Genomic DNA, 19,690 nt, shown 5'->3' on the forward strand with positions numbered 1-19,690 from the left:
TCAGCCCGCCGTGCGCGGGAACGTGACCTCCACCCGGCGGTTCTTCTTTCGGCCGGCCTCGGTCGAGTTGTCGGCGATCGGGTACTGCTCGCCGTAGCCGCGGACCTCGAAGGTGAGGTCCGGATCGTTCAACTGGCCCGCGAGCTGCGCCTGGACGGCGTCCGCCCGCTGCTTGGACAGGACGTCGCCGTGGGCGGCGGAGCCGAGGTCGTCCGTGAAGCCGAAGACGCGGACGACGGTCGTGTGCTGCTTCTCGATCTCCTCGGCGATCCTGGCGATGCGGGACCTGGCCGCCGGGCCGAGCCGTGCGCTGTCCTTGCCGAAGAGGACCTCGGCCTGGAGGGCGAACGTCACGTCCGCGTTGGTGTCCTCACGGCGTTCGTCGCCCGACTCGTCCTCGACGACCTGCTTGATGTCGAGCACCTTCGGCTCGGCGAGGGTGCCGCCCTCGGGCAGCTTGAGGTCGGGGTCGTTGGGGTCCACCCGCACGCGCGCGGTGGCGGTGGGCTCGGTGCCGGGGGGCACGCTGGGCGAGGTGTCGGCCCGCACGACGGGCACGGGGGCGGCGAACACGACGGTGAGGGTGAGGAGGGAGAGGGTGAGGCGGGAACGGGCAGGGCGCATGGCTGACCTCACCCGGAGATCGTGATCGAGGCCGAGGCGAAGGTCGGCAACTGGAAGGTGACGTCGTCGGTGCCCTCGGGGGGTGCCGGGAACTGCATGAAGACGGAGAGGCTTTCCCCGGACTTGACCGTGGAGAACCCCGAGGTCGTGAGCGGCCGTCCGTCCGTGTCGCGGAGCACGTAGTAGCGCTTCTTGCCCTTGGGGTCGACGAGGGTGGCTCCGCCGAGCGACCTCCCGTTCCTGACGATCTCGGTCTCGTTGCCGCTCAGGGCGGCGGGGACGACGACGCTCTTGTCGCCGTCGTTCTTCAGGGTGCCGTTCACCGTGACGAAGCCGCCGGCGTCCCGCTGTGCCGAGGAGATGTCGAGCAGGAGGCCGCCCGAGCCCTTCAGTTCGGCCAGAGGCGTGTCGGACTGGCCCTCCTGCGCACTCGGCTTGGAGTCGCCCCCCTTGGACGGCGCCGTGGAGGCCGCGGGCTTCTTGTCGTCGCCCCCGCCGCCGCAGCCCGTCGCGCTTAGGGCGAGACCGGCCGCCACAGCCGCCGCGACCAGCCCCCTGCGGGCCTTCGTCGTGATCCGCATGCCCATGTCCCTGCTTCCTTCGTCGCTCGTCGTTCGTCGGTCAGTCGGCCAGATGGACACGGAAGAGGTCCTGGGGTTCCGGCAGGCTCGCAGGATCGTCCGGGTCAGGCGTCCAGTGCCGGTCGCCCTTGCACGAGAGTTCCGGAAGGGCGTCGTCCGCCGCGCCCTCGCCGGGGGGTTCGACGTCGCAGAGCGGGTCGATGACCGCCAGCGCCTCGGCCTTCGAGTGGACGTCCTCCGTGCCGGGGATGATGGAGTCCCCGACGGACTTGTCGGTGCGGACCTCGATCCTGAAGTCGAGGCCGTTCTCCTCGCAGGCGGTGACACCGGCTTCGTTCTGGGCGGCGAGTTCGTAGGCGCGCGGACACGAGGAGTGCAAGCCCTGCGCGATCCCCCGCAGGATGTCCCCCCATGTGGCGGGGTCGCGCACCATGTCCGTCCACCTGCCCGCCAGTTGGTCCCTGGTGTCCTGGGCGGCCGCGAGCGCCGCGGCGTCGGCCGCTGTCTGCGCGCCGTTGCGGTTGGCTGCCGCCTGGCCCACCGCGAGGTACGCGAACGCGAGAAAGAGCAGGCCCGCCACCACCGTGATGTAGATGGGGAAAGCCTGCCCTGCGTCGCCGCGCGACCGGTTCAGCCGCCGGTGACCTCGGCGATCTTCGCCGTGATCGCGTCGTAGATCGACTGCCCGATGTCCGTCCCCGTGATCGCCAGGACGATGGCGACGACCACCGCGATGATGCCCAGGTACTCCACCGCCGTCTGGCCCTTGTCGCTGCGGGCGGCCCGGGCCTGGAGGCGTGCGACGGTGGTGTGGATCCAGTTCCAGTTGGTCATGCTGTTCCCCTCCGGGTGTCGCGTGACCGGCTCGCTCGGCGCCGGTGCCGCTGTCGGCCGTTCGAGCGTAGGCCTCGACACGCGGTCCGGATAAGGGTCCGCGGGCCCAATGCCGGGCCCAAATGCGACGCGTCATCGTCCGTCACCCCACTCCTCGCCGGGACGCCGCCGCCGTGCCGAGCCACTTGGCGGCGGCCTCGGAGCGGCTGCTGCTGTGCAGCTTGGCGAAGATGCGGTTGATGTGGTTCTTGACCGTCTTCTCGCTGATGAAGCAGGTGGCGGCGATCTGCCGGTTGGTCATGCCCGACGCGATGAGATCCATGATCTCCGCCTCCCTCCCGCTGAGCGCTCCCCGTGCTCCGGCCTCCACCCCTGATGCTCTCACGTGTGGTTGCAACTGCGAAAGCGATTCGGTTGAAGTCGGGGAAAACAAGGGGCCATCACTCACTCCATCGTGTGCAGTCGCACTTTTCTGGAGGTGCGCCAGGACGGCCGTCGCCGCCGTCGGCGTGAAGTGGGCCCGGCCCAGCGTGACGTCCCGCACCGCCGACACCAGCTCCTGCACGGTGAACTCCCCGTGCACCAGGTAGCCCCCCGCCCCACCGCGCAGGGCCGCCTCGACGACCGCCGCCTCGTGGCTGTACGTCAGCATCAGCACGTGTGCGGTCCTCGCCAGGTGCGGCAGGGCCGAGAGGCCGTCCACGCCGGGCATGCGGACGTCCAGCAGGACGACGTCGGGCCGGTGCCGCAGGGCCGCCTCGCAGGCCTCGCGGCCGTCCGCCGCCTGCGCGACGACGGTGATGTCGTCCCGGTCGCGGAGCAGGGCCGTCAGGCCCGCGCGGACCACCGGGTTGTCGTCGGCCACCAGCACCCGCACGGGGGCGGGCCGGGGCGGCGGGGGGAACAGGGGGTGCACGGCGCCCGGTTGCGGCGTTCGGTCCGGCATGACGTGGCTTCCGTTCGGGTGGGGGGTGTCGTTCACGGGCGGGATCCCGTCAGGGGGAGCTCCAGGCGGACTTCGGTGCCCGCGGAGTGCGCGCCGCGGCCGATGTGGATGCGGGCGCCGATGGCGGCGGCCCGTTCCACCATGCCGACCAGGCCGAAGTGGCCGTCGCGGCGCAGTTGTTCGAGCGTGGCGCCGTCGGGCAGGCCGCGTCCGTCGTCGCACACGCTGATGCACAGCGCGTCGCCGTGGACGCCCGCGCGGACGTCGACGCGCGTGGGATGGGCGTGGCGGCGCACGTTGTCCATGGCCTCCGAGGCGATGGTCAGCAGATGACGGGCCACCGCGGGCGGGACCGGCAGGGTCGCCCGGTCGCCCGTGGCGTGGTAGCTGGCCGGCAGACCGGTGCGGTCGGCGAACGCCCGTGTGCGGGCGGCCAGTTCGGGCAGGACGTCGATCTTCCGCGCCGGGTCCGGATCGTCCCGGCGCAGTTCGGTGAGGAGTTCGCGGGACTCGGCGGCGGCGCGGCGGGCGGCGCGGGCCACCAGGTCGGCGTCCTGCCGCACCCGTGCCGGGTCCATGCCGGGCGAGCCCGCCGACCGGGCCAGGGCGTCCGCCGCGAGGGCCACCCCCTGGAGGGTCTTGGCCACGGAGTCGTGCATCTCCCGGGCCAGCCGGGCGCGCTCCGCGGCGACCGCCTCGGTGACGGCGAGCCGGGCCCGGACGGTGGTCAGCGCCTGGGTCGCCGAGCCGAAGCGCAGCATGAGCCGGCGCAGGGTGGAGCCCATCGCGCCGGTGACGACGCACAGGCCGGGCAACAGCAGCCGCTCCGCGACGCCGGTGTCCGGGCCCGGCCGCAGGGCCGCGTGGACGAGCAGCAGTATCAGCGACTGGAGGGAGGCGAAGCAGGCCGCGCCCCGCCAGCCGTACACGAGGCCGGCGAGGAGCGGCGTGCAGACGCTGACGTAGGCGAGGGTGGTGTCCGGGCCGGCCGAGACCAGCAGCAGCGCGCCGAACAGGGTGTCGACCGCGAGGAGCGAGGGGTGGCGCAGCAGCAGGGGCCCGAAGCGCTCCCAGTCGCGGAACAGGACGTAGGAGCCCATGAAGGTGACGACGACGGCCGCGCCCACCAGCCGCACCCCCGTGCCGGGTGCGGCGTTGAGGAGCGCGGACGGCGCGGCGACGGCGATCATCGCGAGCCGGAACCCGAACACCTGCCGGCACAGCGCCTGGAGCGCGTTGACTTCGAGGGAGACGTCCGCCGGCACCCCGGCGCCCGCGTCGTTTCCGGCGACTCCGGCGACTCCGGCGACTTCGGCGTCCCCGGCGACTCCGGCGTCCCCCGCGACTGCTGCGGCTCCGGCGCCTGCACCGCCGCCGGGCCGGCCGAGCGCCCCCCGGATGCCCGCCGCTCGTGCGAGTGCCGTTCGTGTGATCGCCGCCATCGCCGTCTCCCCCTCGCCCTAGTCGCCCGTGAGGGGGCTGAAGTCGGTGCCCGAGCCGAGCAGGAGGCCCGCGCCGAGCAGGAGCATGGTGGCCGGGACCATGAACGTGGTGATCATCAGAGTGGCCCGGGGCACCGCGCGGGCCGCCTTGCGGCGGGCGTTCTGCGCGTCCGTGCGGCGCATGTCGCGGGCGATCGACACCAGGGTGTCCACGATCGGTGCGCCGAGTTCCTCGCCCTGCTGGAGCGCCGTCACGAACATGGCGACCTGTTCGGAGTCGTTGCGGCGGCGCAGCTCGGCGAAGGCCTCGCGGCGGCTCACGCCGAGGTCCATCTGCCGCAGGGTGATGCGGATCTCGTCCGCCCAGGGCCCCTCGTACCGCGCCGCGACCCGGCCGAGCGCCTGCCGGAAGCCCAGCCCGGCGCTCACCACGACGGCGAGGACGTCGAGGAAGTCGGGCAGCGTCCGCTCGATGACGTCCCTGCGGATGCGGATCGCCGCCCAGATGCCGACCTCGGTCCAGAACGCGGCGAAGGCGAACAGCACCAGGGCCAGGACGATCCGGCCCTGGAGGAGGAAGACCAGTCCGCCGAACCCGCCCAGCGCGCCGTACACGGCCCGCCGGGCCGCGTACCGGTCGATGGTGAGGCCGCCCGGGTTGCCCGCCAGGTCGATCTTCCGGCGGTACCGGGCGACCTGCCGGGGGCCCATGAGGCGCAGCACGGCGGGCGCGTACCGCATGCCCATCCGGTCGACGAGGGAGTCGACGGCGCCGGTGCGGGTCGATCCGACCTCCAGGGCCAGCGCGAGGTCCGGGGGCAGCTTGGCGTCGGCCCGGTACATGCGGATCCCGGCGAAGACGCCCCAGACGCTCAGGCCCATGACGGCCGCGAGCAGCAGTTCCATGGTTCGTGCTCCCTTCCCCGGGCCTCAGACGTCGATCCGGGACATGCGCCGGATGAGGACGAAGCCGACCGCGTACAACGCGAAGGCGATGATGACGGCGCCCTGGCCGACCGGTGAGCCGGTCATGCGTTCCAGGGCGCCGTCCTTGACCCCGTTCATCAGGAAGAGCGAGCCCACTCCCAGCACCGGCACCGCGTAGGCGGTCGTGTTGACCTGCGACAGCTGGGTGCGCACCTCGCGCCGGGTCTCCTTGCGTTCCTCCAGGGTCTCCGTCAGGTTGCGCAGCGCGCCGACGACCTGGCCGCCGGCGCGGTTGGAGAGGACCAGGGTGGTGACGAGGACGACGAGTTCGCGGGACGGGAGGCGGTCGGCGAGTTCGCCCAGGGCGTCGTCCATGGAGTGGCCGAGTGCCAGCTGGTTGGCCACCTTGGCGAGTTCCTCGCCGGCCGGCGCCTCCAGTTCCTCGGCCGCCATGCCGACCGCGGTGCGCAGCGCGAGTCCGGCCTGCGTGGCGTTGGCCAGGATGCGGGCCAGCTCGGGGAGTTGGTTGATGAACTTCTCGATGCGCTTCTGGCGCTGCCAGTTGAGGAACTGCCAGGCGGCCCAGACGCCGAGCAGCCCGGCCAGCGGGCCGAAGAAGGGGGCCAGGGCGGCCTGTCCGACGAGCCACAGGCCGGCCACCGCCGCCAGCATGCAGGCGAAGAACTCGCCGGGCGTCACGTCGAGGCCGGTGGCCGCGAGCCTCAGTTCCAGCGTGCGGCCGGCCTTCGTGCGGCGCAGCCGCCGGTCCAGGCCGCGGAACCGGCGCCGGCGGCCGGCGGTGGCGGTCTGCCCGGTGTGGGTGAGGCGTTCGACCAGCTCGGCGCGCTGCGCCCGGCCGCGTTCGTGGGCGCGCAGGCCGGCGACGGCGAGGACGCAGGTCAGCAGGGCCAGGCCGGTGGTGAGGGTGGTCAGGGTGTGCAGGTCCATCGACGTCACCGGGCTTCCCTTGTCGTCAGTTCGTGTGCGGCTTGGGCCACCCCGAAGGCCTGCGGGATCGGCTGGCCGGCCATGTAGAGGCGGTCCGCGGTGCGGCGCGGAAGCGGGAAGTACTCGAAGGCGCCGTGGACGAGGCCGTCGGCCGTCATCGGCCGTGCGTGGAAGCGGGCGATCGTTGCCAGCCGGTACGGTTCGCCGCCGTGGCTGTCGAGCAGGGCGATCTCGGTGACGCGTCGGGCGCCGTCGGCGAACCGGGTGAGCTGGACGACGACGTCCACGGCGCTGTTGATCTGGTCGTGGAGGGCGACGAAGGGGATCTCGACCTCCGACATCGAGGCGAGGGTCTGAAGCCGCATGAGGGCGTCCTCGGCGCTGTTGGCGTGGACGGTGGCGAGGGAGCCGTCGTGGCCCGTCGACATCGCCTGGAGCATGTCGAGCGACTCGCCGCCGCGGACCTCGCCGACCACGATCCGGTCCGGGCGCATCCGCAGGGAGTTGCGGACCAGGTCGCGGATGGTGATGCGGCCGTGGCCCTCGACGTTCGGCGGGCGGGACTCCAGGCGGATCACGTGGGACTGCTGGAGCTGGAGCTCGGCCGAGTCCTCGATGGTGATGATGCGTTCGCCGTCCGGGATCAGGCCGGAGAGCGCGTTGAGCAGGGTCGTCTTGCCGGTGCCCGTCGCGCCCGAGACGATCACGTTGAACTTGGCCTGCACCAGCCCGGCGAGCAGGTAGAGCATCTGCTCGTCGAGCGAGCCGAAGCCGACCAGCTCGTGCAGGGTGAAGGAGCGGGGGAAGCGGCGGATGGTGAGGACGGGGCCGCTGAGCGAGAGCGGCGGGATGATCACGTTCACGCGCTCGCCCGAGGGGAGGCGGGCGTCGACCATCGGGTTCGTCTCGTCCACCCGGCGGTTGACCGTGGAGACGATGCGTTCGATCGTCTGCATCAGCTGCTCGTTCGACGCGAACCGCAGGGGCAGCTGCTCGACCCGGCCGCCGCGCTCGACGAAGATCGCATCCGGTCCGTTCACCATGATCTCGGTGATCGACGCGTCCTCCAGCAGCGGCTCCAGGATGCCCAGGCCGAGCGCCTCGTCGACGACCCGGCGGATGAGCTGGGCGCGTTCCGCCGTCGACAGGACCGGGCCCTCGCGGCTGATGATGTGCCCGAGGACCCGTTCGAGGCGCGCCCGGCGCTCGGCCGCCGCGAGCGAGCTCATCTCGGCGAGGTCGATCTCCTCCAGGAGTTTGGTCCGGTAGGAGGCGACCAGATGGCCGTCCTCGCCCCGCCCGTTCTCCTCGGGGGAGGTGATGCGCGCCCGCAGGCTCATGTCGGATGCCCTTCCCTCAGTGGTCGACCGGCATCGTGGCCGTCCGGTGGGCCTCGAAGTCCTCGACGCCGGGGATGACGGACGGGATGGTGACGGTGGACGTGACCTTGACCTCGTCGCCGGAGTAGGCGGACACGCAGGCCGCGTCCAGCCAGCTGCTGACCGCCCGCGCGCAGTCCCCGGCGTAGTCCTTGTCCAGGGACGCGCTGCGCGCCCCCGTACGGGCCGCCGTTCCCGCCTGCTGGGCGCCGTAGGCGACCAGGCCGAGCTGGACGACGGCCAGGGCCACGGCGAGGAGGACGGGCAGGAAGCCCAGGTACTCGATGGCCGCTTGGCCGCCGTCACGACCGCCCCGCCCGCCCCGGCGGTCCCGCCCGTCCCGGGAGGGGTTCCGCTGCCGTCCGCGCTCTCGGTGCGCCGGGTACGCCATCTCAGTCGCCGTCCTCTTCCTCGACCGCGCCCGCGTGGGCCCGCACCGGGAACGGGAAGTCGATCAGGCCCGGGACCAGGACGGGGACGTGCAGCGTGACCTCGGCGGTCACGAAGCCGCTGCCGCCGCAGCTCACTTCGGCGTCCGCCTGCCACGCGTCCCCCAGCTCGTCCCTGCCCGCCTGTGCGCAGGCCGCCGACCGGTCGCCGCCCGGATGCGCCGCCGTGCCCGCCCGCACCGCCTCGTCGGCGGCATTCCCCGCGAGCGTGTACGTGTATCCCAGGAGGACGAACTGCCACACCACCACCAGGGTCACGATGATCGTCGGGAGCATGCCGAGGAACTCGACGGAGACCTGGCCCCGGTCGCCCGCGAGGTGGGTCCTCGTCCGCCGTGCGCTCATCTCACTCCCTCCGCCGCCGGAACCCCGCCGGGCCCCGGTCCGGGCCGCGGCCGCGCCCGCCGCTCCTGCGCACCAGGGCCGTCTCCGGCGCCTTGACCAGTCCCAGTTCGCCGGCGAGCGCCCACAGGGCCTGGCGGACGGCGCCCTTGGCGTCGAGGGCGTGGACGCGTCCGGCGTCGACCGCGGCCTGGAGTTCCCTGAAGTTGGCGGGCACGGTGGTCGCGGCGACGGCCGTGCCGGTGATCTTCTGGATGAGCGAGGGCTGGATCTCGGTGGCGCGGCTGTGCCGGTTGACGACCACGGTCGTCTCCTCCGCCTTGCGGATCTGGAGCCGGTCCCACATCCGGACGGCGCGTTTGGCGCCGCGTACGGCGACCACGTCGGGGGTGGTCACCAGCAGGGCACGGTCGGCCAGTTCGACGGCCACCGCGCCCGCGCCGCTGAGCTGGGCGCCGCAGTCCACGACGACGACCTCGTAGCGCGAGCGCAGGGCGGACAGGATCTGGCGGGCGGCGCGGTCGGTGACCTCCTCGCCGCGCTCGCCCTCGCCGGGGGCGAGCAGCAGCGCGACGCCGGTGTCGTGGCGGAAGACGGCCTCGGCGAGGATGCGCGGCGAGATGTCGGCGATGGCGGCGAGGTCGACGACCGAGCGGCGGAACTGGACGTCCAGGTAGGAGGCGACGTCGCCGGTCTGGAGGTCGAGGTCGACCAGGGCGGTGGGGCGGCCGGAGGCCTGGGCGGCGAGGGCGAGCTGGACGGCCGTGAGGGTCGCGCCGACGCCTCCCTTGGCGCCGCTGACGGTGACGACGGTGCCGCCGGCGCCGGTGAACACGTCGCCGCCGTGGCCGAGGTGGCGCCGTACCCCGGTCGACCACTGGGCGACGGCCTGGACGCGGTGGGCGAGGTCCTCGTAGCTCAGCGGCAGGGTGACCAGGCCGCGGGCGCCGGAGTCCATGGCGGCGGCGAACAGGCCGGGGCCGGCGTCGGTGGTGACGAGGATGACGCCGACCGCCGGGAAGCGCAGCGCGACCTCGCGGACCAGTTCCAGCGCCGGCACCGGGCCGATGCGCTCGTGGACGACGACGACCTCGGGCAGTTCGTCGACGGACTCGGCGGCGAGCCGGGCGAGCGTGTCCACGAGCTGGGTGGAATCGCCGACCGGGGGGACGGGTTCGGCGTCGGGGAGCTGGCTGAGCAGGGTGGTGAGGGAACGGACCGCGTCCGCGTCGCCGACGGCCGGGAGGATCCTCGTGGGCATGGGCGGCGGCCTCTCACTTGTCCGTGGCGAGTTCGTACGTGCGGTCCCGGTCGGGGATCGTGGCGCTGCCGCCGGGTGCCACGAGTGCGAGGCGGACGCGCTTGGCGAACGACTCCGCGTACGTGATGCGCTGGGCGTCGAGGGTGGACAGCGCGAAGGTGATGGGGACGGCGTCGGTGGCCTGGCGGCCGCGGTCGTTCTGGTCCGGTTCCAGGGCCTTGATCTCTCCGACGTCGAGGACGCGGGCGCCGGTGACGATGATCTTCGACTGGTCGGGGTCGCCCTCCTTCGCGCCCTCGAAGGTGGCGTAGACGTTGACCGCCGACCCCGGGGTGATCTTGCCGGCGACGCCGGTGGCGGCGTCGACCATGATGGCGACCTCCTGCTGGCCCGGCTGGAGGGCGGGCTGGTCGACGATCATGTCGCTCTGGAGCAGCGAGCCCTTCCTGAGGGTCGTCACGGCGATCTTGCCGCGGATGGTCGCGAGGTCGGTGACGGCGTTCCCGGACAGCCAGCGCTTCGGCATCTCGATCTTCTTGAACTGGTCGGCGCTGAGGGTGGTGTAGGGCTTCACGTCGGCGCGCAGCTCGTACGCGGTGACCTCGGGGCCGACCTTGGACTTCACGTCGTCCATGACGGACAGGACGCCGGCGAACGCGCCGAGGGCGCACACCACCGACAGGAGCAGGAGAATCACGCCGCGGCGCTGACGGGAGTTCATGAGCCGGACAACCTCGTCGGGGGTCGGGTCGGACGGGCGGGGGCGGAGGGGCGGGTGGCGGAGGGGCGGGTCATGCGGGTTCAGCCGCCCGCGGTGAGCGCGCGGGCGGTGCGGGCGGTGAGTTCGGCGGCGGCCGGCGGGGTCGCGGAGCAGAAGACGCAGCGGTCGCCGATGACGTCGATGCCGCACCAGTGGCAGACGCTCTGCCGGACCGAGGCGACCAGTTGGTAGAGGACGGACAGGTCGGGCAGGTAGGCGCAGAACTCGACGGCCTTGCCGGTGCCCCACCAGTCGGCGGACTCGGCGGGCAGCGTCGTCTCCCGCAGCCCCTGCGCCTTCCAGGCGGGGGCGAGGACGTCGGTGACCCAGTCGGACGGGAGATGGCCGCGCGCGACCAGCAGCCAGGTGCCGAACTCGGGTCCGGGCAGGACGGTTTCGGGTGTCGCCCGCACCAGCTGCGGCTGGGGGTGGGCGAGCACGCCGAACTGGCTGCCCGGGATCCAGGAGCGGGCGTGCGACTTCAGGCCGACGCCGGGGACGCGGTCGAGGCGGGCGACCGAGCCGAGGAGCGCTCCGGCGTGCAGGTAGTGGGTGAGCAGCCGGCCGGCGGAGGCGACGACGCCGGGGCCGAGGTCGCAGGAGGCGAGCTGGCGCAGCTGGCGGGCCAGGACGGCCACCGCGAGGGGCGGCAGGTCGGGGCGGAAGAGCGCGATGCGGTCGCTCTCCAGGAGCGAGCGGACGGTGTGCAGACGCTGTTCGACGGCGGCCGGCACGGTCCGCGAGTACAGGACGATCACGTGCCCGTGCTGTTCGACGAGGGTCTGGACGGCGGCGAGGGCCTCGTCGAGCGGGCGGCGGTCCAGGTCGGTGAGGACGGCGGCGGGCAGCGTGCGTTCGTCCTGGGGCGGCAGCGCCAGGTCGGCTCCGGTCACGGCAATGGCTGTTGGCACGCGCAGCTCCCCGATTCCCGCGGTCCGGTCCACCGGAGTTACTCCGGTGCACCGGGGTGACTTCATTGCGTGACTACCTCAGCACTGTATCCAGCCCCCTGTGGCCGGAGAACAGCTTTCCGTAGCTGCCTGGCAACTCTTCCGGGCGCAACTCACAGCAAACCGGGGCAGGTTACGCGGCGGTCGTCTCCACGGGCCCTCCACGGGTGAAACCCTTGACAACAGAATTGGTCTGGACCAACTTGTTGTCATGTCCCCACTTAAGCAAGTGACACGACTCTGGCCGGGAGCCGCGGGAGCCGTCACCGCCGCCCTCGTCCTGTCCCTGACGGGCGCGGCTCAGGCGTCCGCCACGGACCTGAACAACGCCAGGAACGCGGGCTTCGAGGCCGGCCTGACCGGCTGGAGCTGTACCGCCGGCAGCGGCACCACGGTCTCCTCCCCCGTGCACGGCGGCGCGTCCGCCCTCAAGGCGACGCCCGCCGGGCAGGACAACGCCCGCTGCGCGCAGACGGTCGCGGTGAAGCCCTCCTCCACCTACACGCTGAGCGCCTGGGTCCAGGGCGGCTACACCTACCTCGGCGTCACCGGCACCGGCACGACCGACGTCTCGACCTGGACCCCGGACTCACCGGCGTGGAAGCAGCTGTCGACGACGTTCACCACCGGGGCGTCGACGACCTCGGTGAGCGTGTACACGCACGGCTGGTACGGCCAGGCGGCCTACTACGCCGACGACGTCTCGGTGTTCGGGCCCGACGGAGGCGGGGGCGGCGACCCGGCCCCCACCGTGCCGGCCGCGCCGGGCGGTCTCACCGTCTCCGGCACGACGTCGTCGTCGGTGTCGCTGTCCTGGAACGCGGTGTCCGGCGCGACGGGCTACTCCGTCTACCGCGGCGGCACCAAGGCGGCGACGGTGACCGGGACCTCCGCGACCGTGACCGGGCTGACCGCCTCGACCGCGTACACCTTCCAGGTCACGGCCGCCAACGCGGCGGGCGAGTCGGCGAAGTCGGCGGCGGTGACGGGCACCACCGCCGCGACCGGCGGGGACGACGGAGGCGGCGGCGCCCTGCCCAAGCACGCCGTGACCGGGTACTGGCAGAACTTCGACAACGGCGCGACGGTCCAGAAGATCTCCGACGTCCCCGCGGCGTACGACATCATCGCGGTCGCCTTCGCCGACGCCACCTCGACGCCGGGCGCGGTCTCCTTCACGCTGGACTCCGTCGGCCTCGGCGGCTACACCGTCGACCGCTTCAAGGCGGACGTCAGGGCCAAGCAGGCGGCCGGCAAGAAGGTCGTCATCTCCATCGGCGGCCAGAACGGCACGGTGTCCGTCAACGACGCCACGTCCGCGGCGAACTTCGCGAACTCGGTGTACGCGCTGATGCAGACCTACGGCTTCGACGGCGTCGACATCGACCTGGAGAACGGCCTCAACGCCACCTACATGTCCCAGGCGCTGCGCTCCCTGTCGGCGAAGGCGGGGCCGGGGCTGATCCTGACCATGGCCCCGCAGACCATCGACATGCAGTCGACGTCGAACGGCTACTTCCAGACGGCGCTGAACGTGAAGGACATCCTCACGGTCGTCAACATGCAGTACTACAACAGCGGTTCGATGCTCGGCTGCGACGGCAAGGTCTACAGCCAGGGCTCGGTGGACTTCCTGACGGCGCTCGCCTGCATCCAGCTGGAAGGCGGCCTGTCCCCGTCCCAGGTCGGTCTCGGGGTACCGGCCTCCACCCGCGGCGCCGGCAGCGGCTACGTCTCCCCGTCCGTGGTGAACAACGCCCTGGACTGTCTGACGAAGGGCGCCAACTGCGGTTCCTTCAAGCCCTCGAAGACCTATCCCGCGCTGCGCGGCGCGATGACCTGGTCGACGAACTGGGACGCGACGGCGGGCAACGCCTGGTCGTCGGCGGTGGGCCCGCACGTGCACGCGCTGCCGTAGGACGGCGGGAGCGCCGCCCGCGACGGCCGGCGGCGCACCTCGGCACGGGGGCAGCCCCGTGCCGAGGTGCGCCGCCCTTCAGCGTCCCGCCGGGCGGTAGTGGCCCAGCACCCAGGACAGTCGGGTGAGCCAGGCCTGGAGCCGCTCCCTGGGCTTCGCCCGCACCACGCACTCGTACACCCTGCCGTCCAGGTGGACGACGGCGACCATCAGGGCCTTGCCGTCGGGGCTCGGCTTGTGGTGCACGCTGCGTATCTCGGGCCACGGGAAGTCGACCGTGATGTCGTACATCTCGAACGCGACGCCCGACGCGTCGACGACGACCGAGTTGTTCTTGTCGACCGCGAGGAACTCCGGCCCGGGCTCCGGTGGGCCGGGCTGCGGGGCGAACTGCGGCTGCGCGTACTGCGGCTGCGCGTACTGCGGCGGGACGGGCTGCGGCGGGAAGGCCTGCGGCCCGGTGGCCCCCGGGGCGTACTGCGGCGGGGGCGGGCCGAAGCCCGGGGGCACGGAGGGCGGTGGCGGCGGCTGGTCTGTCACAGCGGAAACCTACCCGGGGCCGCCGGTGGCCCCGCTTTCGGTCCGCCGTGAAACATTTCCCGCCTCCCACCGCATTAGTGAGGTGAGGACAGCACGCCGACCGGCACAGGGGGAGCTTTCATGAGGCAGTCCGCACCCGCGGACGGGTACGCCGAGTTCGCGGCGGCGCGCACCGGGCATCTGTACCGCTCGGCGTGTCTGCTCACCGCCGGTGACACGCACCTCGCCGAGGACCTGGTCCAGGAGACCCTCGGCAGGCTGTACCTGCGCTGGGCGCGCGTGTCCCGGGTCGACAACCCGGCCGGATACGCGCAGACCGTACTCACCCGCGCCTTCCTCGCCCACCAGCGGCGGCGCAGCAGCCGCGAGCGGGCCGTCGCGGCCTTCCCCGAGGTCGCCGACGGCGGGACGGCCGACATGCCGTTGCGGCTCACCCTGCTCCAGGCGCTGGGCCGGCTGCCCGCCAAGGACCGGGCCGTCGTGGTCCTGCGGTACTGGGAGGACCGCTCCGTCGAGGAGACCGCCGGGGCGATGAACGCCAGCTCGGCGGCGGTGCGCACGCGCTGCTCCCGGGCCCTCGTACGGCTGCGGGAGCTGCTCGGCGAGGACATGAGCGAGTACGCCAGACCCTGAGCCGCCGGCCTCCCGACGCCCGGCCGACGACGACGTCCATCCCTTCCCGCGAGAGACGGTGGTTCCCCATGCCCGCAGACCAGCACACCGACCCCTTCGAGGAGCGGCTCGCCGCCGCCCTCCACGAGACCGGCGGCGCCTTCGGCAGCCCCGGCGGCGCGCTCGTGGCCGCCGGGGCGGCGCGCGGACAGCGGCTGCGGCTGCGGCGCAGGGCGGCCGTGGCGGGCGGCGCGGCCGGCCTGGCCCTCGTGGGGGTGGGCGGGGCGCTGCTGACGCCGTGGCAGGACGCGTCCGCCCCGAAGCCCGCCTCGCTCGCGGCCGACGGCAGCGCCGTGCCGAAGGCCTACTCGGCCGACGACGTGGTCCGCACCCTGCGCAAGCTGCTGCCGCGGGGAAAGTTCACCGCCACCGACGCGCGCGGCACCGACGGGGACCTGCCGCCGCTCGCGGCGGGCACGTTCGACGACGGCAAAGGCGTGGGATCCGTCTCCGTGGGCCTCGACCGGGTCCGCTCGAACGGCACCCGCACGTTCGATCCGTCCACCGCCGTGACGCCCTGCCCGCAGAAGGGCGGGCCGTCGCCCTTCGAGAGCTGCACCACCGGGCTGCTGCCCGACGGGTCGGCGATCACCGTCTACCGGGGTTACGAGTATCCCGACCGCCGCGAGGACACCAAGGCGTGGGGGGCGGACCTGGTCACCCCGGCCGGTCATCATGTCAGCGTCGGCGAGTGGAACGCCGCCGCGGAGAAGGGCAAGCCGGTGACCCGGCCCGAACCGCCGCTGACGGTCGCCGGGCTGAAAGCGCTGGCCGCGGCCCCCGACTGGCGCCGGATCATCGACGCCATGCCCGAGGAGAAGGAGGTCCCCCCGCCGGGGTCGTCCGGCTCCGCCGCCCCGCGCGGGGAGATGACCGGCTGGCTCATCCTGCGCAAGCTCACCCTCCTGCTGCCCGAGGACCTCAAGCGCGTCGAGCACGGCAGCCAGGAGACGGGCTACGCCTACTTCGTCGTCGACGACGGCAAGGGCGGCAGCCTGGTCCAGGTCAACGTGCAGCCGGGCATGTCCGACACGGCCGGCGAGCTGTTCGGCTCCGGCGCCGAGACGCTGGCCGACGGCACACGCGTCGCGACCCGGCAGGGACCGGGCGAGAAGGGCGGCGAGGGCGTCGTGATGTGGACCGTCGACACCCTGCGCGAGGACGGCCTGCGGGTCGTGATCAGCGCCTTCAACTCCCCCGCGCAGAACCGGTCGGCGACGCGGGCGGACCCCGCCCTGACGATCGGGCAGCTGCGGGCGATCGCGCTCAGCCCGCGGTGGCGCAGCGCCGAGGACTGACGAGGAGGACGGCGATGGACTGGCCTTCCGGCTCGGGCCCGGGCGCCGGCGACACGGGTAGCCCCGCCTCCGGCCGCGAACACGGTGCGCGACCGGCCGTGCGACCCGACGCGCCGCCGCCCGGGCCCCGGCTCAGAAGAAGTCCCCCCACGGCTGGTCCCAGATCTGCTTCACGCACAGCACCAGGAACAGCAGGCCCGCCAGCACCAGCATCGCGTTGCTCAGCAGCCCGTTGCGCCACGGCCGGGGCGTGCGCGCGGAGTTCAGCAGCCACAGCAGCGTCCCCGCCAGGAAGGGCAGGAAGGCCGCGCCCAGCACGCCGTACAGGATGATCAGGCGGAACGGCTGCCCCTGGAAGAGCAGCACGATCGGCGGGAACGTCAGCCACAACAGGTAGGCCCGGAAGGGCCAGGACCGCTCCCGGTCGCCGGAGGCCACGTGCGCGGCGGTGGAGGAGGAAGGGGATCCGGCGGCGGAGGTGGCGGTGGTGGTCTCGCCGCGGTCGCGGTAGCGGGCCACGAAGTCGGCGAACATCAGGCTGACGCCGTGCCAGACGCCGATCAGCGAGGTGAAGGAGGTGGCGAAGAAGCCGATCAGGAAGAACGTGGCCGTCGCGCTCCCGTACCGCGCCTCCAGGATGTCGCTCAGCTGGACGAGCCCCTTGTCGCCGCTCGCGATCGCCACGTTCGCGGAGTGCAGCAGCTCCGCGCCGACGAAGAGCATGGCGACGACGAACACACCGGTGGTGAGGTAGGCGATCCGGTTGTCGAGCCGCATGACCTTCATCCAGCCCGCGTTCGTCCAGCCCTTGGCGTTGACCCAGTACCCGTACGCGGCGAGGGTGATGGTGCCGCCCACCCCGCCGATCAGGCCGAGGGTGTTGAGGACGGAGTCCTTCTCGTCCGGCAGGACCGGCAGCAGGCCGGCGAACGCCTCGCCGAGGTGGGGGGTGACGCGGACCGCCAGATAGACGGTCACCACGAACATGACGCCCACCAGGACCGTCATGACCTTCTCGAAGACGGCGTACTTGTTGAACCACACGAACACCAGGCCCACCAGCCCGCAGGCGACGGCCCACCACCGCAGGTCCATCACGTCCGGGAACAGCGCCTGGAGGGGCAGCGCGCTCGACGACATCGCCGCCGCGCCGTAGACGAAGCCCCAGACGATCACGTAGGCGACGAAGAACCACGTCGTCCAGCGGCCCAGGCTCGCCCAGCCGTCGAAGAGGGTGCGGCCGGTGGCCAGGTGCCAGCGGCCGGCCGCCTCGGCGAGGGAGATCTTGACCAGGCAGCCGGCGATCGCCGCCCAGAGCAGGGTGTAGCCGAAGTTGCTGCCCGCGATGAGCGTGGCCACCAGGTCGCCGGCGCCGACGCCGGTCGCGGCGACCACGATGCCGGGGCCGATGTACTTCCAACTGGACTTGCGCGGTGCGGGGTTGTCGTCGCTTCCGGGTGGATTGCCGGTGGTCGTGGGCTGTCCGGTGGAGTTTCCCGTGGGGGGTCCCGTGGTGTCCGCCATGAGGGTCAAGAAAGCCCAAAGACGCCGGGGCGGCAAGAGGGCGTGCGCGATCTCCACCCGATGTGCCCACCGGACTCGCGCGTGTGATCGCTTTCCGCGGATGAGGCCGCAATTACACTTCTCGGCCGGTCATGCGCCGTTCTTCGCATGGTTCCGGCCATCAGTGCTTTGTCCTCCCTTGACCTGTCCATGCCATGCAATGACGATGTGCGGCACCGCACCGCCGCACCCGGCACACGCACCGCCCCCCACGCCCCGACTCCCCACGAGGAGAGTTCATGCGACTTCGCATCCGCGGCTCAGGCGCCGGCCCCACCGGCGGCCGGCGCGCCGCCGCCCTCGCCGCCCTGCTGGCCCTCGCCCTCGCGGCGCCCCTGTCCGCGACGGCCACCGACGCGGCGGCGGGCGGCGCCCCGAGGACCGCGCCGTCCGCCGACGACGTCCGGCAGTACGAGGTCCACGTCCGGCACAGCACCCCGCAGCTGCGCACCGCGATCGCCGCGTCCGGGGTGAGCGTCGACGAAGCCGACGAGGAGCGCGTCGTGGTCTCCGGCCGCGCGCAGCAGATCCGCCGGCTGCGCGCCCAGGGGTACGAGGTCTCCGCGCTGGGCGCGGTACCGGACCGGGCCGGGCAGGACGGCGCACGGCTCTTCGACTTCCCGTCCGCCGACGCGAGGTACCACAACTACGCCGAGACGACGGCGGAGATCGACCAACGCGTCGCCGCCCACCCCGCCATCATGAGCAAGCGCGTCATCGGCAGGTCCTACCAGGGCCGGGACATCGTCGCCGTCAAGATCAGCGACAACGTGGGCGTCGACGAGGCCGAGCCCGAGGTGCTGTTCACCCACCACCAGCACGCCCGCGAGCACCTCACCGTGGAGATGGCGCTCTACCTGATCCGCGAACTGAGCGCGGGCTACGGGTCGGACCCGCGGGTGACGAGCATGGTCGACGGCCGCGAGATCTGGATCGTCCCCGACCTCAACCCGGACGGCGGCGAGTACGACATCGCCACCGGCTCCTACCGGTCCTGGCGCAAGAACCGCCAGCCCAACTCCGGCTCCTCGTACGTCGGCACGGACCTCAACCGCAACTGGGACTTCAAATGGGGCTGCTGCGGCGGCTCTTCGGGCTCCACGTCGTCGGAGACCTACCGAGGCGCGTCCGCCGGGTCCGCCCCCGAGGTGAAGGTCGTCGCCGACTTCGTGCGCAGCCGGGTGGTGGGCGGCAGGCAGCAGATCACCGCCGGGATCGACTTCCACACGTACAGCGAACTCGTGCTCTGGCCGTTCGGGTACACCTACTCCGACACGGCGAGCGGCATGACCGCGGACGACAACGCCGCGTTCAAGGCCGTCGGGCGCAAGATGGCCGCGAGCAACGGGTACACGGCCGAGCAGTCGAGCGACCTGTACATCACCGACGGGTCGATCGACGACTATCTCTGGGGCACGCAGAAGATCTTCTCGTACACCTTCGAGATGTATCCGGCATCCGGTGCGGGAGGCGGGTTCTACCCGCCCGACGAGGTCATCGAGCGGGAGACCTCCCGCAACCGGGACGCCGTGCTGCAACTCCTGGAGAACGCGGACTGCATGTACCGGTCCATCGGGAAGCAGAGCCAGTACTGCGCCTGACTAGTCGGCGTCCTTGACGTCGTCACCGGTGCCGGCGTCGGCGTTCTCGGCGTCGGTACCGGTGGTGCCGGCGTCGCCCTCCTCGAAGTAGGCGTCGAGGACCGCGTCGAGCTGCTCCTCCCACTCCTGGAAGCGCGCCCTGGCCGTGGCCTCGATCTCGATCGGGTACCAGCGGCGGTCGGGGGTGTGCACCGTGATGGTGAACCGCTTGCCGAACCGCGGCGACTCGGTCTCGACGGCGCCGATCTCGTCCCAGCGGAACTCGCACGCCTCCTCGTCGAGCCGCAGGCGCACGCCCCGCGCGTCGGCGGTGAACCGGGCACGGCGGTCGGCGGCCTCGAAGACGGGCCCGTCGGCGGGCTCCTGCGCACCGGGGGAGTCCGGCCCTTCGGCGGCGTCCTCCTCGGCGGCGGGCTCCGCGCCGCCCGCGTCCGCGCCCTTCGCGTCGGCGGTCTTCGCGTCCTCGGTCTTCGCGTCCGCGGCCTTCACCTCCCCGGCGCCGACGGCCTCGTCCCCGGCCTGCGGCCCGTCCGCCGCCTTCGCGGCCGCGGGCGACGTGAGTCCGGGGATGAATGCCGGGTCGAATCCGGCGCCCTCCAGGGGCTGGCTGCTCGAACCTATGCGCTGCTCCACAGCGGGCAGTATGGTCGAAGAT

The 19,690-nt window shown here is 72.6% G+C and carries 21 protein-coding genes; 4 read left to right on the forward strand and 17 right to left on the reverse strand.

Features of this window, described 5'->3' with window-relative positions; translation table 11 throughout:
• The 14 genes from ACGFSH_RS08155 to ACGFSH_RS08220 form a co-directional block, all read right to left on the reverse strand.
• Window positions 1-624: an OmpA family protein gene (locus tag ACGFSH_RS08155; protein ID WP_393346132.1), complete on the reverse strand. Its 624-nt coding sequence runs from the start codon at window positions 622-624 to the stop codon at window positions 1-3.
• Window positions 625-632: 8 nt separating this feature from the next.
• Window positions 633-1,211 carry a hypothetical protein gene (locus tag ACGFSH_RS08160; protein ID WP_393346134.1) on the reverse strand — a complete coding sequence of 193 codons (579 nt, stop codon included), beginning with the start codon at window positions 1,209-1,211 and terminating at the stop codon, window positions 633-635.
• A gap of 34 nt (window positions 1,212-1,245) precedes the next feature.
• Window positions 1,246-1,839, reverse strand: coding sequence for a pilus assembly protein TadG-related protein (locus ACGFSH_RS08165; RefSeq protein ID WP_393346947.1), 594 nt, complete (start codon window positions 1,837-1,839; stop codon window positions 1,246-1,248).
• A complete protein-coding gene (locus ACGFSH_RS08170; RefSeq protein WP_393346136.1) occupies window positions 1,836-2,039 on the reverse strand; it encodes a hypothetical protein in 204 nt (67 codons plus the stop codon). The genes ACGFSH_RS08165 and ACGFSH_RS08170 overlap by 4 nt, the downstream gene beginning before the upstream one ends.
• A 142-nt stretch (window positions 2,040-2,181) precedes the next feature.
• Window positions 2,182-2,985: a response regulator gene (locus ACGFSH_RS08175; RefSeq protein ID WP_393346138.1), complete on the reverse strand. Its 804-nt coding sequence runs from the start codon at window positions 2,983-2,985 to the stop codon at window positions 2,182-2,184.
• A 32-nt stretch (window positions 2,986-3,017) separates the two neighbouring features.
• Window positions 3,018-4,427 (reverse strand): sensor histidine kinase, encoded by a 1,410-nt coding sequence (locus ACGFSH_RS08180; protein WP_393346140.1) that lies wholly within the window; start codon window positions 4,425-4,427, stop codon window positions 3,018-3,020.
• Between the two features lie 18 nt (window positions 4,428-4,445).
• Window positions 4,446-5,333 (reverse strand): DUF5936 domain-containing protein, encoded by an 888-nt coding sequence (locus ACGFSH_RS08185; protein ID WP_393346142.1) that lies wholly within the window; start codon window positions 5,331-5,333, stop codon window positions 4,446-4,448.
• A gap of 24 nt (window positions 5,334-5,357) precedes the next feature.
• The gene (locus ACGFSH_RS08190; protein WP_393346949.1) at window positions 5,358-6,302 is read right to left on the reverse strand and encodes a type II secretion system F family protein; all 945 of its coding nucleotides are present in this window, start codon (window positions 6,300-6,302) and stop codon (window positions 5,358-5,360) included.
• 5 nt (window positions 6,303-6,307) lie between these two features.
• Window positions 6,308-7,642: a CpaF family protein gene (locus tag ACGFSH_RS08195; protein WP_393346144.1), complete on the reverse strand. Its 1,335-nt coding sequence runs from the start codon at window positions 7,640-7,642 to the stop codon at window positions 6,308-6,310.
• Window positions 7,643-7,658: 16 nt separating this feature from the next.
• Complete coding sequence (locus ACGFSH_RS08200) at window positions 7,659-8,072, reverse strand: TadE/TadG family type IV pilus assembly protein (RefSeq protein ID WP_393346146.1); 414 nt, start codon at window positions 8,070-8,072, stop codon at window positions 7,659-7,661.
• Window position 8,073: 1 nt separating this feature from the next.
• Window positions 8,074-8,475, reverse strand: a complete 402-nt coding sequence (locus tag ACGFSH_RS08205) for a TadE/TadG family type IV pilus assembly protein (RefSeq protein WP_393346148.1) — start codon at window positions 8,473-8,475, stop codon at window positions 8,074-8,076.
• Window position 8,476: 1 nt separating this feature from the next.
• The gene (locus tag ACGFSH_RS08210; RefSeq protein ID WP_393346150.1) at window positions 8,477-9,733 is read right to left on the reverse strand and encodes a CpaE family protein; all 1,257 of its coding nucleotides are present in this window, start codon (window positions 9,731-9,733) and stop codon (window positions 8,477-8,479) included.
• Between the two features lie 13 nt (window positions 9,734-9,746).
• Complete coding sequence (cpaB, locus tag ACGFSH_RS08215) at window positions 9,747-10,454, reverse strand: Flp pilus assembly protein CpaB (protein WP_393346152.1); 708 nt, start codon at window positions 10,452-10,454, stop codon at window positions 9,747-9,749.
• Between the two features lie 80 nt (window positions 10,455-10,534).
• Entirely contained in the window at window positions 10,535-11,404 is an 870-nt protein-coding gene (locus ACGFSH_RS08220; RefSeq protein WP_393346153.1) for a hypothetical protein, read from the reverse strand.
• A gap of 250 nt (window positions 11,405-11,654) precedes the next feature.
• On the opposite strand from ACGFSH_RS08220, the gene ACGFSH_RS08225 reads away from it, so the two are divergent.
• The gene (locus ACGFSH_RS08225) at window positions 11,655-13,361 is read left to right on the forward strand and encodes a chitinase (RefSeq protein ID WP_393346155.1); all 1,707 of its coding nucleotides are present in this window, start codon (window positions 11,655-11,657) and stop codon (window positions 13,359-13,361) included.
• A 78-nt stretch (window positions 13,362-13,439) separates the two neighbouring features.
• On the opposite strand, the gene ACGFSH_RS08230 is transcribed toward ACGFSH_RS08225, so the two are convergent.
• Window positions 13,440-13,901, reverse strand: coding sequence for a hypothetical protein (locus ACGFSH_RS08230; RefSeq protein WP_393346157.1), 462 nt, complete (start codon window positions 13,899-13,901; stop codon window positions 13,440-13,442).
• Window positions 13,902-14,021: 120 nt separating this feature from the next.
• On the opposite strand from ACGFSH_RS08230, the gene ACGFSH_RS08235 reads away from it, so the two are divergent.
• Together ACGFSH_RS08235 and ACGFSH_RS08240 are read left to right on the forward strand one after the other, a co-directional pair.
• On the forward strand, window positions 14,022-14,534 hold the full coding sequence (locus ACGFSH_RS08235; protein ID WP_393346159.1) for a SigE family RNA polymerase sigma factor: 513 nt from the start codon (window positions 14,022-14,024) through the stop codon (window positions 14,532-14,534).
• Between the two features lie 68 nt (window positions 14,535-14,602).
• Window positions 14,603-15,871 carry a hypothetical protein gene (locus ACGFSH_RS08240; protein WP_393346161.1) on the forward strand — a complete coding sequence of 423 codons (1,269 nt, stop codon included), beginning with the start codon at window positions 14,603-14,605 and terminating at the stop codon, window positions 15,869-15,871.
• Window positions 15,872-16,003: 132 nt separating this feature from the next.
• Here ACGFSH_RS08240 and ACGFSH_RS08245 read toward each other — a convergent pair whose 3' ends face one another.
• Window positions 16,004-17,395 (reverse strand): Nramp family divalent metal transporter, encoded by a 1,392-nt coding sequence (locus ACGFSH_RS08245; protein ID WP_393346163.1) that lies wholly within the window; start codon window positions 17,393-17,395, stop codon window positions 16,004-16,006.
• Window positions 17,396-17,673: 278 nt separating this feature from the next.
• Here ACGFSH_RS08245 and ACGFSH_RS08250 point away from each other — a divergent pair, with 278 nt between their 5' ends.
• A complete protein-coding gene (locus tag ACGFSH_RS08250; protein WP_393346164.1) occupies window positions 17,674-19,035 on the forward strand; it encodes a M14 family metallopeptidase in 1,362 nt (453 codons plus the stop codon).
• Here ACGFSH_RS08250 and ACGFSH_RS08255 read toward each other — a convergent pair whose 3' ends face one another.
• Window positions 19,036-19,668: a hypothetical protein gene (locus ACGFSH_RS08255; protein WP_393346166.1), complete on the reverse strand. Its 633-nt coding sequence runs from the start codon at window positions 19,666-19,668 to the stop codon at window positions 19,036-19,038.
• Window positions 19,669-19,690: the final 22 nt, after the last annotated feature.

This window comes from Streptomyces sp. NPDC048481 (assembly GCF_043200075.1).
Classification (GTDB): domain Bacteria; phylum Actinomycetota; class Actinomycetes; order Streptomycetales; family Streptomycetaceae; genus Streptomyces.